The organism is Paenibacillus sp. FSL K6-4396 (genome assembly GCF_038002525.1).
GTDB classification, from domain to species: Bacteria; Bacillota; Bacilli; order Paenibacillales; family Paenibacillaceae; genus Paenibacillus; species Paenibacillus amylolyticus_B.
Genome location: NZ_JBBOCR010000001.1, coordinates 2,144,429 through 2,159,799 on the forward strand (window position 1 = coordinate 2,144,429; position 15,371 = coordinate 2,159,799).

11 protein-coding genes are annotated in these 15,371 nt (G+C 44.5%); 8 read left to right on the forward strand and 3 right to left on the reverse strand.

What is annotated here, in order from left to right; all coding sequences use genetic code 11:
- Positions 1-74 precede the first annotated feature (74 nt).
- Positions 75-1,013 carry an FAD:protein FMN transferase gene (locus tag MHB85_RS09740; protein ID WP_341072844.1) on the reverse strand — a complete coding sequence of 313 codons (939 nt, stop codon included), beginning with the start codon at positions 1,011-1,013 and terminating at the stop codon, positions 75-77.
- 9 nt (positions 1,014-1,022) lie between these two features.
- Positions 1,023-1,952 carry a LysR family transcriptional regulator gene (locus tag MHB85_RS09745; protein WP_341072846.1) on the reverse strand — a complete coding sequence of 310 codons (930 nt, stop codon included), beginning with the start codon at positions 1,950-1,952 and terminating at the stop codon, positions 1,023-1,025.
- Positions 1,953-2,134: 182 nt separating this feature from the next.
- Between MHB85_RS09745 and MHB85_RS09750 the strand changes: the two genes are divergently transcribed.
- Entirely contained in the window at positions 2,135-2,749 is a 615-nt protein-coding gene (locus MHB85_RS09750) for an NADPH-dependent FMN reductase (protein ID WP_341072848.1), read from the forward strand.
- Positions 2,750-2,764: 15 nt separating this feature from the next.
- Positions 2,765-5,191, forward strand: coding sequence for a flavocytochrome c (locus tag MHB85_RS09755; RefSeq protein ID WP_341072850.1), 2,427 nt, complete (start codon positions 2,765-2,767; stop codon positions 5,189-5,191).
- A 153-nt stretch (positions 5,192-5,344) separates the two neighbouring features.
- On the opposite strand, the gene pdxR is transcribed toward MHB85_RS09755, so the two are convergent.
- The gene (pdxR, locus tag MHB85_RS09760; protein WP_192132524.1) at positions 5,345-6,760 is read right to left on the reverse strand and encodes a MocR-like pyridoxine biosynthesis transcription factor PdxR; all 1,416 of its coding nucleotides are present in this window, start codon (positions 6,758-6,760) and stop codon (positions 5,345-5,347) included.
- A 152-nt stretch (positions 6,761-6,912) separates the two neighbouring features.
- Here pdxR and MHB85_RS09765 point away from each other — a divergent pair, with 152 nt between their 5' ends.
- From MHB85_RS09765 to MHB85_RS09790, 6 genes are all read left to right on the forward strand, one after another.
- On the forward strand, positions 6,913-7,962 hold the full coding sequence (locus tag MHB85_RS09765; RefSeq protein WP_197997738.1) for an LLM class oxidoreductase: 1,050 nt from the start codon (positions 6,913-6,915) through the stop codon (positions 7,960-7,962).
- Between the two features lie 461 nt (positions 7,963-8,423).
- Positions 8,424-9,233 carry an alpha/beta hydrolase gene (locus MHB85_RS09770; protein WP_341072852.1) on the forward strand — a complete coding sequence of 270 codons (810 nt, stop codon included), beginning with the start codon at positions 8,424-8,426 and terminating at the stop codon, positions 9,231-9,233.
- Between the two features lie 46 nt (positions 9,234-9,279).
- Positions 9,280-9,807 (forward strand): MarR family winged helix-turn-helix transcriptional regulator, encoded by a 528-nt coding sequence (locus MHB85_RS09775; RefSeq protein WP_192132521.1) that lies wholly within the window; start codon positions 9,280-9,282, stop codon positions 9,805-9,807.
- A 191-nt stretch (positions 9,808-9,998) separates the two neighbouring features.
- The gene (locus MHB85_RS09780) at positions 9,999-11,348 is read left to right on the forward strand and encodes an FAD-binding oxidoreductase (protein WP_341072854.1); all 1,350 of its coding nucleotides are present in this window, start codon (positions 9,999-10,001) and stop codon (positions 11,346-11,348) included.
- Between the two features lie 185 nt (positions 11,349-11,533).
- Complete coding sequence (locus MHB85_RS09785; protein WP_341072855.1) at positions 11,534-14,221, forward strand: LuxR C-terminal-related transcriptional regulator; 2,688 nt, start codon at positions 11,534-11,536, stop codon at positions 14,219-14,221.
- A gap of 91 nt (positions 14,222-14,312) precedes the next feature.
- Positions 14,313-15,233 (forward strand): NAD(P)-dependent alcohol dehydrogenase, encoded by a 921-nt coding sequence (locus MHB85_RS09790; protein WP_341072857.1) that lies wholly within the window; start codon positions 14,313-14,315, stop codon positions 15,231-15,233.
- Positions 15,234-15,371: the final 138 nt, after the last annotated feature.

The window sequence follows — 15,371 nt, forward strand, 5'->3', positions numbered from 1 at the left end:
AGCCAAAAACGTTACCACTTCTTGTGGTAGCGTTTTTTTGCATACCTTTACCTAGCATCAACGATCTTATTACTTTAGCTTGATATCGGCTCAATTCTTCCCCTAAGATTGTCGGTGTAGGCCAGTTCACCATCTGTAGTGATGACGGCAGCTTCGATATGTGTCAATTGATTTGCTTTATGAATAATGGATACCGCATCTAACCCAAACAATTCTGTTGTATAGATGTCGCAGTCCAGCGATCTATCCGCAATAATTGTTAAAGAAGCGATATTACTTTCGATCGGATATCCTGTTTTACTGCTGAATATATGATGGTACTGCTGGCCTTGCTTTTCTAAAACGCGCTCATATATGCCAGAGGTAACGACGGATTGCTCCCTGACGCTAACGAGTGCGGCTGCATTGCCTCTGGGTAAAAAGGGGTTCTGTATTCCCACGTTCCAGTGACTAGAACCGGAGGGGGAATCCCCATGAACCAAAACATTGCCGCCCATATCAACCATAGCTGATGCAGCTCCGTTTTTCTTAAAAAATGACATAACTTGATCAGCAAAATAACCTTTAGCGATCGCTCCAAGGTCGATTTCCATGCCCTTTTTGAATAAATGAACCGTTTGCAGCTCATCGTCAAGCTGTATATGCTCCGGATTTAAGAGCTCCAGCACTGATTTAATCTCGGTATCGTCCGGCACATGTGCCTCGTGAAAACCAATTCTCCACAATTTGATCAAAGGCCCTATCGCAATATTTAAAAATGAATCTTTATTCAGGCTGTGTTCTTTGCCTATCTTAATAAGATCATATAGTTCCTTGTCTACTCTAAGCGGATGTGATGCGGCTTCTTTTTTTAGCATGGCAAGCTGCGATTGCTCACTGTTGGCACTGAACACTTGTTCATAACGGACAAGCATATTCACGGCTTCCTCGGCAAGCTCTTCAGCATCTGTACCCTCGATATAGAGGGATATGTTCGTTCCCATGAGCGGTATCGTTCTCGTAAAAGATTTCATGACAGCCTCCTATATTGCACATTGTTGTCCGTGATTGAGAAACGTATGGATGAGGTCATGATCCACGCTATTCAGCTTTTTTTCTCCATGATGGGCTATAAAATAATCCAGACTCATTTTCTCTACAGGGATTGGATAGATGTTGTATTCCGAAGGGCACTCCTTGATATGGATGCTTTCAGGCACAAAGGTCAGTCCTAAATTATGCTTTGCAAGCTTGAGTACAGTGTAGATTTCATTGCTTTCCATAACGATATTAGGCTGTACCTTGTAGACACTGAGCAATTGATCAATCTGTTTTCGGATTGCCGAACCCTTGGACGTTAGAATAAGCTTTTGGTTCAAAATGGTGCTGATCTCAATCGTGCCCTCCGGGATGACTGCAACATTCTCTTGATATAATTCGCAGCAACGCGGAATGATGGCTTGGTAACTGTGCCTGCCCCAGTTAAACGAGTTCAAGTTAGGGGAGATACTGCTTGAATTTTGCCCGATCCAGAAGTCCAGCTCATTATTTTGGAGACGTTTCTCATTTTTTTCAGGTAAATCCTCGACAAGATTAATTTTATAAGCAGGATGAATTTCCAGAAAATCTGGTAAAAAAAGAGGCGTTAAGTAAGAACCAAGGCTGGGAAGGATTCCGATCCGTATCACCTTATTGCCAATATCCGATACATATGAGATTTCCCTTATAAGCTTGGCGTAGCTATGTTCGAGTGACGTTAGGTATTGATAATATATTTTCCCCTGCTCGGTTAATCGGTACGGAAGTTTGTTGCGAGTGATCAGCTCACAGCCCAATTCAATTTCGATTTTCTTGATAACCTTTGTGAGGTAGGGCTGAGATATGTAAAGGGATTGAGCAGCCCGGCTATAGTTACTGTATTTCAATAGGCTGTCAATGTAACACAAGATATCCTGCGATTCCAATTTAGACATGTACCTCACCCTTTTGTGAAAAAAGTAACAAACTTTGAATTTGAGGTGATTATAACAAATTAGTTATCAAACTGCAATGAATAACTATTAGATCATTTGAGCTTTGATATGTTAGAGTTAGGCCGAAAGAACGAGTCTGACATGTACGAACATCATCTTCGAATGACAGAGAGGGGATTACGATGAATTATTTAGCTATTGTGGGTACCAATTCGGATGTGTCAACTAACCGCATGTTGCTTCAATTTATGCAAAAGCATTTTTCGAGTGAGGCCCAGATTGATTTATATGAAATTAAGGATTTACCTGCGTTCATTGAAAAAGATGAAATAGAGGATGCTGAAGTTGATATTCCTGTGAAGGTACAAGACTTATTAGATCAAATCTCTAAAGCGAAAGGTGTCATTATCGCTACTCCTGAGTACGATCATGCAATCCCTGCCGTTCTGAAAAGTGCGCTGGAATGGATCAGTTACACGACTCAAACCTTGAAAGACAAGCCGGTTCTGATTGTGGGTGCTTCACATGGTGCACTCGGTTCTTCCAGGGCACAAGCGCATCTTAGACAAATCCTGGATTCGCCTGAGCTTGGTGCAAGAATGATGCCTAGCAGCGAGTTTCTTTTGGGAAAATCACAGGGTGCATTTGATAGCGGTGGTAATCTCATTGACGCTGACAAAGTAACGGAGCTTGAGGAAATCTTCAATGAGTTTGTTTTGTTTACGGAGATCACTACGGAACTGCTATCAAAAAGGACGTTGAAGAAAAAAACGAAAAAATTTTCCTGGCAAGAGTAGGGGGGGCTAATCACAATGAAAATCATAGCGATCGTTGGCACAAATGCAAAGAAATCGTATAATCGCAAGCTGCTTCAATTCATACAAAAGCATTTTGAGTCCAGAGCAGCCATTGAAATCCTCGATATTACAGATGTTCCGATGTTTAATCAGTCCGATAACCAAACAAACAGTGCAATTATACAATCGTTTAATGAAAAAATTATGGCAAGTGATGGTGTTATTATTGCGACTCCAGAATACAACCATTCCATCCCTTCATCTCTTAAGAGTCTGCTTGAATGGTTGAGCTTTGAAATCCATCCGCTGGCTGGAAAACCCGTGATGATCATAGGCGCGTCACAGGGAACACAAGGTTCCTCGCGTGCACAGCTGCATCTTCGTCAAATTCTGGATGCACCAGGTGTCGAAGCTAACGTGATGCCAGGGTATGAATTTTTGCTTGGCAGCGCACATAAAGCATTTGACGAATCAGGCAACCTGAACAATGAAGGAACGATTGATTTCCTGGAAACATGTTTCCTGCGGTTCCTTCGGTTTGCCAAAATTTCAAATCAGCTCAACGAAGAAGAGGAGTTTACCTATAGACCTGGTATGTATGAGATCAATGCCATAGGTCACAGTGGCAATCTGCCGATGAAGGTATCCTTTAGTGAAAATAGAATTGAAAGCATCGATATCGATTCGAAGGGTGAAACCGAAGGCATCGCCGATGTTGTTTTTGTAAGAATTCCGAATAAAATCATTGAGGGACAGACGCTGAATGTAGATGCTCTCTCAGGTGCTTCTGAAACCAGTAATGCTGTCATCAATGGTGTAGCCAAAGCGGTTAAGCTTGCCGGAGTGAACCCCGACATCCTGAAAAGACGTCCAAAACCTGCCAGCAGCCAGATGAGGGATGACGAAGAATATACTTGCGATGTGGTCGTTGTAGGTGGAGGTGGCGCAGGACTTAGTGCTGCTGCTACAGCTTTACAACAAGGAGCAAGTGCGATTGTACTTGAGAAATATCCTGCTGTTGGGGGAAATACGATCCGCTCAGGTGGTCCTGTCAATGCTGCAGATCCAATATGGCAACAACAGTTCACTGAGAATCCAGGGGAAAGACAGACGATTGAGAATTTATTAAGTACCGATGAGAGCTTGATCCATCCGGAATATATCGATGATTTCCATGCACTCAAAGAAGAGTTTACTGCGTATCAGGAAAAGTCCGGCACAGAAAAGGCTTATTTATTCGACTCCCCACTTCTTCACAGAATGCAAACGTATTTCGGGGGCAAACGAACGGACCTGAATGGAAACATGATCTATGGACAGTACGATCTGGTCAAAGTACTTACAGACCGTGCCTTGGAAAGTGTAACGTGGCTAGAGGATATCGGGGTTGAGTATGATAAAAGTATCGTATTTGCTCCAGTGGGTGCCCTTTGGCGTCGTGGCCATAAACCTGTCAAAAGTTATGGCTCTGCATTTATCATTGCACTTAGCAAATATGTAGAAGAGAATAGAGGACAAATTATTACAGATAGCCCAGTCAAACAATTGATCATCGAAGATGGAAAAATTGCAGGTGTTATCGCAACGGGTGTAAATGGTCAGAAAATCACCGTTCATGCCAAAGCGGTTGTGCTTGCTAGCGGCGGTTTTGGTGCTAATACACAGATGCTCAAGGAATATAACACGTACTGGAGCCATATTGACGATGATATCAAAACAACGAACTCCTATGCGATGACTGGGGATGGAATATCGCTTGGTAAGAGTGCAGGAGCAGCACTGACAGGCATGGGCTTCACTCAAATGATGCCTGTAGCCGACCCGGAAACGGGCGAACTCTTCAGTGGACTGCAAGTGCCGCCTGAAAACTTTGTCATTGTTAACAAAAAGGGGGAACGGTTCGTTAACGAATTCTCTGGCAGAGATGTCTTAACGAAAGCGGCTATTGAGCAAGGGAGTTTATTTTACCTGATTGCGGATGACGAGATCAAGAAAACCGCAGCAAACACAAGCCAGGAAAAGATAGATCAGCAAGTAGAAGCGGGTACTCTGTTTAGAGCCGATACGTTAGAAGAGCTGGCTGTGAAAATTAATATGGACCCTCAGGTTCTTAGAACTACCATTGATAAGTATAACTCTTATGTGGATGCGGGCTTTGATCCGGAGTTCCATAAGGATACGTTTAGCTTAAAAGTCGAGAAGTCTCCATTCTACGCTACGCCTAGAAAACCGGCGGTTCACCATACCATGGGTGGAATTAAGATCGACACCCAAACCCGCGTATTGGATGAAAACGGTCAGCCGATTGCACATCTGTATGCCGCTGGAGAAGTTGCAGGAGGTATACATGCAGGCAACCGTTTAGGCGGTAATGCCTTGACGGATATCTTTACTTTTGGACGGATCGCAGGTAAGACTGCTGTGGATGAGATGAACAAATGAAAAAAATGTATTTAAAGAAATATAGCTTCCTCCGAGTATAATATGCTCTCATATTTTAATGAAACCCGCTAAACACAGGGATTTCCGAGTGTTTAGCGGGTTTTTCCGATGTGGAAATGGTTTGGTTTTGTAGTCGTGGTCACACGAATGTTCTCAGACCCCAAACCAAGCCCGGTGAAGGGCGTATACACCTACTGTAATATCCTCAATACTCAATCCACCAAAACCAATCTGAACCATGGATTTCTCCGCTTGAGCTGGTTGCGCCCAAAAGGGGGATACCGGGTAGACCTGGACACCTTCCTTCTCAGCAGTAGCAATCAGCTTGTGTTCATCCATTCCATTATGTACACGCAACAAAATATGAAGTCCTGCATCCTCACCAATGATGGTAACTTGAGCACCCATCATCTTCTGAATCATTGAAATGAGTGTGAATTGCTTCTGTCGATATACCTTTCTCATCTTGCGAATATGGGCTTCCCAATGTCCATTACTCATAAACAGCTCTAAGGTATTCTGCTGAAAATGAGAGACCGTTTGATCATATAATCGGTAGTCTTGTTTACGGTGTAGCTCTACCATGGCCTGTGGTAGAACCATATACGCAATTCGTAATGAAGGAAGAAGGCACTTTGAAAATGTTCCCAGGTAAACGGTTCGCTGTTGAGTATCCAGGCTTTGCAAAGAAGGTATCGGTTTGCCGACATATCTGAACTCACTATCATAATCGTCCTCAATAATGATCCCATTCTGTTCTGTTGCCCATTTCAGTAATTGCATTCTCTTGGCGAGCGGCATGACCATTCCATAGGGGAACTGATGTGACGGTGTAATGTAGACGATGCGGGAATTGCTTTCGTATAACTTATGGATATGAAGTCCATCTGCTTCTAGCGGAATAGGGTGAATGTTTAGACCTTTATGTTGAAAAACCGTCCGAACACCGTCATATCCCGGGTCTTCCATCGCGATACCATGACTAACGTCACCTATTAAGCCAGATAACACACCGAGCAGGTATTGAACACCAGCTCCAATGATAATTTGATCGGGTGAACAATTTACTCCCCTAGAACTGTGCAGGTAATTTGCAATTTCAGAACGAAGTCTCGGTTCGCCAAGAGGATCGCCATACGAGAACAACTTCATTTGATTCTGGAGCAAGCTCTGATTGGATAACTTGCGCCAAGTGGCAAATGGAAAATGCTCAGCATCTACGTCACCATAACGAAAATTGTATCGAATCTCTGGGCTATCCTGAATACTGTTTTCCAACCACTCCTTACTCACTACATGGGACAAGGGCAATGCTTCCAGCTTCAAATCCATTATGTATAAGCCACTTCTAGGTCTGCTCTGGACATAACCTTCCGCTAATAACTGTTGATACGCCATATCCACTGTATTACGGCTAATGTGGAGGTGGCTGGATAGTGAGCGAATAGAGGGAAGTCGAGAATCGGCTGGTAACTTTCCGTTCAAAATATCTTTTTTAATATAGTTATAAAGCTGAGCGTATAACGGATCTCCAGACTCTCTGTTCAACAATAATGTCAACTCAATCATGTTAATCCTCCTCGTTGCCAAAACTGACCCTGTTATTTTGTCGAGAGTTGTCACTACTTATGGGGTCAATTGATGGTTACAATTATATCAGTTCCGGTCGAATTGAAAAGATATCAGTACACTGGATTACTATTGTTGTAGGAGGAGAAGGAATGAACAAACCTATAGATGTTATGGAACGAATAGAAAATCCGTCAACACAAGCGGTGGAAAACTTTAATCAACACCCTGGTTTCCGCCGTATGTTTGCCCCAGACCAATTAACAATAGGGCTGTTTTTACCACTTCAATTTTATAAAGGACACATGGATGTTCTAAAAGGACAAGCTGACCTCGTGGAAAGCATTGATCAACGCAATTTTGCAGCCGTATGGGTGCGAGATGTCCCTTTATTTGATCCTGGCTTTGGAGATGCTGGACAAGTATTTGATCCATTTGTCTATCTAGCCTATCTTGCTGCAAGAACCCAAAACGTCTCCCTAGTAACAGGAAGCGCAATCTTCACGCTTCGCCATCCGATTGATTTAGCCAAGGCAGCTGCATCCATTGATGTACTTTCGGGCGGACGACTTGTGTTAGGGATTGCTTCTGGCGACCGACCTGCCGAGTTTCCGGCTTATGGGATAGATGGGGAGCTTCGTGATGTGCGATTCCGGGAGACGGTGGAGTTTTTTCGTGAGCTTATACAGGATAGAACTGGCGCAATTCAATCTTCTCTTGGTCAATTGAAAGGACTTGAATTGCTCCCGAAACCCGCAGCTGGTGGTATTCCGCTCGTTGTGACGGGCTCAAGCAGGCAGTCTTTAGATTGGATTGCGGAGAACAGTGACGGCTGGCTCACGTATCCCGAAGCAACGGCAAACGAATCCGGTCCTCAGATGCTTGGTCATAAGATTAGTGCCTGGCGTGAAAAAATACCTAATGGCATGTTCAAGCCGCATATGACCAACGAATGGATTGATCTTGTGGAAGATGTCAATTATCCTCGAACACCGCTTCGTGGCGGGTACATATTACGTACAGGTCGGGCAGGTTTGATTCAGCTTTTGGAGGAATGGCGATCAGTCGGCGTTAATCATGCTGCACTAGGCATTCATTTTTCGAGTCGGCCTCCTGCTGAGGTGATTCAGGAGTTGGCAGAGGAAGTATTGCCGCTCTTTCCCACGCATGTGGGTCCGAAGCCGTTGTTTACAGGGTGGTAGAGCATAAAATTGTTGCCTGATGACACAGATGGCTTTTCTCCGTATTTCTGTTCACGATGAGAAGAGTATCGATCCGCTGACAGCGATGAGGTCAGGGGTTCGATCCCCTAGGTACCATAACGAAAAAGACGTCATTACGAAATATATTATGACGTTTTTTCGTTATGGATTGTTCAGGTAGCGAATGCGTAGCTTAGTCCGCGTGCGTGCATGAAGCTGTAAATCGACTCGATACAGCAGATCAGGGATGATGCCAAAGGTATGACATGCTCTTTATGTAAACGCTTTAATTAAATATAGACAAGGGATGCCGACGGTGATAATATTGTTTCTATAAGAAACAATATTGTTATTATAAAACATAATTATAAGGACTTCATTCTTAAGTACACGAATAACGCCCTGTACTAAAAAATTTAATTGTTTGGTGCTTGAGCGTAGCGAGAGGGATGGGAAATATTATGAGTATAATTGAAACAACAATCGAATCTTTTGACAGCACTCGCCTATATTCTAGTAAAAATTTAGTTAGTGATGCGAAGGCAGCTGTAGTTATTGTTCACGGACTAGCTGAGCATGCAGGGCGCTACGATTATTTGACAGAGAAGCTGAATCAGCGCGGGTTTAGCGTGTATCGCTTCGATCATCGGGGTCATGCCAGATCCGAGGGACAGCGTACGTTCTATAAAGAGTTTGATCATCTTATTGAAGATGTTCATGTCATTGTCGAGGCGGCATTGCAAGAAAGCGGCAATCTTCCGCTGTTTGTTATCGGACATAGCATGGGCGGCTTCGCAAGCTCGTCTTTTGGAACGAAATATCCAGGCAAGGTTAAAGGTATCGTGTTATCCGGAGCGCTCACTCGTTACAATACAAAAGTTGCCGGAGAACTGCCGATGGATCTTCCTACAGGCACGTATTTCCCGAATGAGCTGGGCAGTGGCGTATGTAGTGATCCCGCAGTTGTATCCGCTTACGCGAATGACCCACTGGTTGAAAAACAAATCTCTGTAGATTTATTTAATAGTCTGGGAAATGGCATAACATGGCTGAAGGAGAACGCCAAGCAATTTACAGATCCCGTACTTGTTCTGCATGGAGCAAATGATGGACTGGTCAGCGAAAAGGATTCCCGTGACTTTTACGGCGATATCGCTTCAACGGATAAAACACTCAAAATTTATGCTCATCTGATGCATGAGATATTTAATGAACCGACTCGTGATGAGGTTATTGAAGAAGCAATTACATGGATTGAAAAACGGATCTGATTTCAGTAGAGTAAGAGAGAGAATCTGAATATGAAAGGGATTACGCATGAAATTAGATTGGATGGGCGACCATCGGGAACTGATTGAGAAAATTATCAAATACGGTAATGCGTACTCGAACACCTATAAGCTGCAGCGAAGTTATGGTACAGACATGATGTTCTCGGCTTCACAGATTCAGACGCTGGAATACATTCTGGAAGCCGAGGACAAGGAAGAGAAGATGTCGGAGATGGCCGCACGCCTGGGCGTAAGCCGCAGTACATTTTCCAAGAACGTGAAGAATCTGACGGAAAAAGGCCTGCTCGAAAAATTTCATTTAAGCGGTAACCGCAAAGACATTTACGTCAAACCTTCGGAGAAAGGTCGCGAAGTATATGTGAAGTATACCGAATTTGTAAGGGAGCTTTGCTTTGATGAGATTTTCAAGTATGCAGATCAGATTTCAGGAGCGGATAAGCAGAACTTTGTTCGCATCATGGATCTGTTTGCCGACGTGCTCGTCTGGTATGGTGAAAAAGAACAGGAAGCGCGCAAGTTAATCAGAATTGATTCCAATTTGGGCAGCGACTAGTATCGAGATAAAAGGGATTTTCCTCAAGGCTGTTCTGTGGCCTGAAAGGGAAATTCCTTTTTGCTTCCTCCGAAACATGAACTTTGGAATTAAGGCACCAGCCCATTCCCTCCGCGAATGTCCGTCATACAGTATAGAGTGCTTGATGCAGCAGAGGCTGTAGGACAATTATTCAGCAGGGAGTGGGATGTGTGAAATCATCAACGAAACTGACCGGACGAGTGATCTTCAAAGGTGATCCGGGATATGAAGCGGCGCGCAAGAACTGGGACCCGCATACCGACAAATATCCTAAAGTTTTTGTTTTTGCCCAACGGACAAAGGATGTATCCAACGCTATCCGATGGGCTCGTGAGAATAATGTGCCGATCCGGCCGCGGAGCGGTAGACACGCGCTTGAAGTGAACCTTTCACAGGTGAATGGCGGAATTGTGATTGATGTGAGTGATCTGAATTCGATCAAGCTTGATAAAAAAAATGGAACCGTCGTTGTAGGAACAGGCAACCGGGTAGGAAGAATTGCGAATACCCTCGCCAAGCAAGGATTCATCGCTCCTTTTGGTGACAGCCCTACAGTTGGAATCGGTGGGATTACGTTAGGCGGGGGAATTGGACCTCTCCAGCGTACCATAGGTCTCATCAGTGATAACTTGCTTGAAGTGGAAATGGTGGATGCCAACGGAAAAGTCATTCGGGCGAATAAAAATCTTAATGCAGATCTCTTTTGGGCCTCACGTGGTGGGGGTGGTGGTAACTTCGGAGTATATACCCGTTACAAATTCAAAGTGCGCCGGGCACCAGCGAAGGCTACTGTATTTAAAATTACCTGGCCATGGGCTCAATTCGAGAAGGTACTCAAAGTATGGCAGAAGTGGGCTCCCTCGGTAAACACGAGACTGGGCAGTGAATTGTCCATCGGACCGAAAAAGGGTGGAAATGTTATGATGGAGGGACTGTTCCTAGGCTCTAAAACAGAGGCCCTCCGATTATTGCAGCCAATGATTAGTGTCGGTACGCCGACGGGCTCCACGGTTCGTTTGTTGCCTTACACGGAAGTTGTGAAGTTCTTATTGCAGCCTGACCCGATTCAAAAGCAAAGATTCAGTAACCAGTTCTCCTCCGGTTTCGGAAGAAAACCATTTCCTGATAAGGCCATCAAAACGATGCGGGCATTTTTGGAGAATCTGGAAGAGGGGCCTGGCGGATTCTATTTCCTGAACTGGGGAGGAGCGGTAAGTCGCAAATCACCTCGATCAACCGCATTTTTCTGGCGGAAAGAGAAGTTCTATGTGGAATGGACCAGTACGTGGATCAAACCATCCCATGCCGCTAAAAATATTGCACTCGCTCGTAATACTCGCAAGAAATTACAACCATACATTGTCGGTTCCTATATCAACGTTCCAGACCAAGGAATCAAAAATTCCGGTCCAGTGTACTATGGAGCCAACTATGCCAGACTGCGGAGAGTCAAAGCCAAGTATGATCCGAAAAATGTGTTTAACAATCCGCAAAGCATCACGCCGGCTCGGAGAGCGTAAGGTAGAGCCATCCATTTTTACTAGCAGCTAGTGCTAATCAGAAGTTAAATTCATCTATGTATTACTGATAATAAAGACACGTCTTTTATGGCGTGTCTTATTGATTTTTATGGTAGTATAGATGCCAAAACGATATATGAAACGATACAGTTGCTGTTCGAGACCCTTAAATGGAGGTATTGCTCATGTATGCACCGATCTTATCTACGAAATTAACCATTCCAGTTCAGCGCTCTCATGTAGTGGATCGTCCCCGCCTGTATGTCCGTTTCGGCGAGGGGATGCACGCTAAACTCATACTGGTCTCTGCTCCTGCAGGATCAGGAAAAACACTACTAGTTAATCAATGGGTTAAGTCTTCCTCTTTAGATACAGCTTGGCTCTCGCTGGAAGAAGCAGATAACGATCCTTCGCGTTTTTTGACATATCTATGTGCTTCGTTACAGACGATTGTCCCCAAGCTTGCTGAAGGAATGATGGGATTTGTTCAATCTTCCGAGCCGCTACCTATCGAGACCATTATTACATACCTTCTTAATGAAGTTTCTGAAATAACCAATCATTTTATACTTGTTCTGGATGATTATCATCTCATGACTTCAGAAGTGATCAATCAAGCGCTGGTCTACTTACTGAGGCACATGCCCCCGCATATGCATATCGTCATGACTACGCGTCGGCAACCCAAGTTACCTTTGGCTCGACTGCGGGCAAGAGGGGAATTGATTGAAATACGTGGTAGTGATCTGCGTTTTACTTCTGCCGAAAGCAGTGAGTTTTTGGATCGGGTCATGGGATTGAAACTTTCAGAGGAACATGTTGCTCTCCTTGAAAAGCGAACAGAAGGCTGGGTTGCCGGGTTGCAGCTAGCGGCCTTATCCGTGCAGGGTTCTTCTGATCCGAATCACTTTATGGAAACGTTCAGTGGCAGGGACCCATTTGTACTGGACTATCTAATGGAAGAAATATTACAAGGGCTAACCGAACAGGTACAGAACTTTTTGTTGAAAACGTGCATGTTGGATCGATTATGCGGTTTATTGTGTGATGCGATCCTTGATATAGATGAACCAAAGGAACATGAATCCGTTGATTTTACCGGACAGGACATGTTGGAGTGGCTGGAGCAAGCCAATCTTTTCATCGTTCCCTTGGACAATGAAAGGCGATGGTATCGTTACCATCATCTGTTTGCAGATTTATTGCGTAAAAGAGTACACCAGAATTCAAATTACGCCGGCACAGCTGAGACCGATCTGTCTATTACTGAGATACATAAGCGAGCGAGCTTCTGGTATGAGAAGCATCAAATGGAGCTGGAGGCTTTCAATCATGCTGTAGCTGCGGCAGATACTCATCGGGCATCGGATCTGTTGGAAGGTAAAGGTATGCCACTTCTTTTTCGCGGAGGTGCTGTTCCTGCCTTGCAATGGTTGAATTCACTATCCTCAGCAGAAATGGATTCAATACCTTCCCTTTGGGTGATGCATGCGGCTGCGTTATTAGTGTCAGGACATATGATAGACGTGGAACCCAAGTTGCAATCTGCTGAACAAGCGCTACAAGATATGGGCCCCGAGCAGATCGATTCTGATCTGATCGGACATATCGCTTCCATCCGAGCCACGCTGGCTGTCAGCCGGCATGATGCGGATACAATTATTACGGAGTCACTTCGAGCACTCAAATATTTGCATCCTCATAATTTGCCCATTCGTGCAGCAACAGCTTGGACATTAGGATATGCATACCAGCTTCAGGGAAAACGTGTGGAAGCCGAATTGTCCTACGAGGAATCATTATTGAACAGTACCAGGATCGGACATCATATCATCACGATGATGGCGACACTGGGCGTGGGGAATATACAGGAATCCAACAACCAGCTACACTTGGCGGCTGAAGCCTATCAGCAGGTGGTACATATGGCAGGTAAACCACCGCTACCCATTGCTTGTGAAGCCCATTTGGGTCTGGCGCGAGTTCATTATGAATGGAATAACCTTGATGTGGCGATGTTACACGCTCAACAGAGTGTGCAGTTGGCACATCAATTTGTCCAAACGGACAGGGTTGTTGCAAGTGAGTTATGGCTCGCTCGAGTGACGCTTGCGAAGGCGGATCTTCATAAAGCCGCTATCATGTTAGATAGAATCAACGAAAGGGCCCAACGGTTAAATTTTACAAAGGCGATCCCTGATATTACTGCTGCATACGTTCTTGTGCTCCTTCGTCAGGGCGATCTGAAAAAAGCAATGCGATTATCATGGGACAGAAATCATGCGCTTAGTCAGGCCAGAGTATTGTTGAAGCAGGGGAACACCGTGGAGGCACTTGGTATTATGGAATCCTGTCTTCGCTTGGCCATAACCAAAGGCTTCAAGGATGAACAGCTCAAGGCAACAATCCTTCTGGCGGCTATCCATAAGGAACATGGAAATAGAACACAAGCTATCGAGTTCCTGACTGAGGCCATGACGATGGCAGAGCCAGCAGGCTTCATTCGTGTATTTGTAGACGAAGGTGTTGTTGTGCACAACCTTTTGAAGAGGATAACAGCACGCGGTGACTCACGTTTATATCTGCTTCAATTATTGGCTGCATTTGAAGCTGAGGACAACAGAATAGAAATGATTTCGGAAGAAACAAATGTATATCCGTACGTTTCTGAACTGCGAATTGATACGCTAAGCGTGAGAGAGCTCGAAGTATTACATCTCATTGCGCAGGGAAGATCCAATCAGGAGATTAGTGAGATACTTCATATTGCACTGCCTACCGTGAAAGGACATAACCGGATTATTTTTGACAAAATGCAGGTGAAGCGACGAACCGAAGCAGTGGCAAAAGCGCGTGAATGGAAGCTCCTGTAACTTGTTATTCACGAACGATACTTTAGTATCTAGGGGCCGAACCCACTTCCCGATATACTGTTGGCAAACAGGAATATGTGGAGGGAAAGATATGAGAGCTATCATATGTACAAAGTATGGATCACCAGATGTGTTGCAACTTAAAGACATAGCGAAGCCATCACCTAAAGATCATGAGATTCAGATTAAAATACACGCAACAACTGTAACATCGGGGGACTGCAGAGTTCGTGGTTCCAATGTTCCGTTTCTGTACTGGGTACCGATGCGTCTTTTTTTGGGATTCCGAAAACCTCGAAATTCGGTCCTGGGCGTAGAGTTGGCAGGAGAAGTTACGGCGATTGGCAAGGAAGTAAAGCAATTTAAGTTAGGTGATCAGGTGTATGCCATCAATGGATTGTCTTTTGGTGCCCATGCTCAGTATATATGTCTCTCCGAAGAGGATCCAGTTGCTCTGAAACCCTTCAACGCAACGTATGAGGAAGCAGCAGCAATTCCGTTTGGTGGAACTACGGCCTTATATTTTCTGCGCAAAGGAAACATTAAACGGGGAATGAAAGTGCTCATCTATGGAGCTTCGGGAGCCGTAGGAACTGCTGCTGTACAGCTTGCGAAATATTTTGGAGCAGAAGTAACGGGGGTATGCAGTACAACGAATGTGGAGTTCGCGAAGTCACTTGGTGCCGAGCATGTTATAGATTATATGAAGGAAGACTTTACAAAAACAAGTCAGCGGTATGATCTGATATTGGATGCAGTTGGCAAAGTCTCGAAAGGTCAATGTCGGCACCTATTGGCACCTAACGGTACATATGTCACTGTTGAGGGGCAAGGCATCGCAAGGGTCACTGCAAAGGATCTGATACTTCTAAAAGAGTTGATGGAGGCTGGTGAGATGCAAGCGGTGATTGACAGACGTTTTGCCTTGGAGCAAATTCAGGAAGCTTATCGTTATGTGGAAACAGGGCGAAAGAGGGGAAATGTCGTGATTACGGTCAAACATGAGAACTAATTGGCAGTGTGTCCTTTTTGAGTTGGAACGGAACCTAACGTCGCACAATTAGCCAACCTATTGCAAACAGTCCTTATGAGATACACTAGGCCACAAAGTAACTGTGAATCTGAAGTGAACACATTTTCAAAGAAATCA

Coding starts and splice junctions, on each gene's coding strand:
- MHB85_RS09740 (WP_341072844.1), bottom strand. CDS start 1,013: ATGAAATCTTTTACGAGAACGATACCGCTCATGGGAACGAACATATCC.
- MHB85_RS09745 (WP_341072846.1), bottom strand. CDS start 1,952: ATGTCTAAATTGGAATCGCAGGATATCTTGTGTTACATTGACAGCCTA.
- MHB85_RS09750 (WP_341072848.1), top strand. CDS start 2,135: ATGAATTATTTAGCTATTGTGGGTACCAATTCGGATGTGTCAACTAAC.
- MHB85_RS09755 (WP_341072850.1), top strand. CDS start 2,765: ATGAAAATCATAGCGATCGTTGGCACAAATGCAAAGAAATCGTATAAT.
- pdxR (WP_192132524.1), bottom strand. CDS start 6,760: ATGATTGAGTTGACATTATTGTTGAACAGAGAGTCTGGAGATCCGTTA.
- MHB85_RS09765 (WP_197997738.1), top strand. CDS start 6,913: ATGAACAAACCTATAGATGTTATGGAACGAATAGAAAATCCGTCAACA.
- MHB85_RS09770 (WP_341072852.1), top strand. CDS start 8,424: ATGAGTATAATTGAAACAACAATCGAATCTTTTGACAGCACTCGCCTA.
- MHB85_RS09775 (WP_192132521.1), top strand. CDS start 9,280: ATGAAATTAGATTGGATGGGCGACCATCGGGAACTGATTGAGAAAATT.
- MHB85_RS09785 (WP_341072855.1), top strand. CDS start 11,534: ATGTATGCACCGATCTTATCTACGAAATTAACCATTCCAGTTCAGCGC.
- MHB85_RS09790 (WP_341072857.1), top strand. CDS start 14,313: ATGAGAGCTATCATATGTACAAAGTATGGATCACCAGATGTGTTGCAA.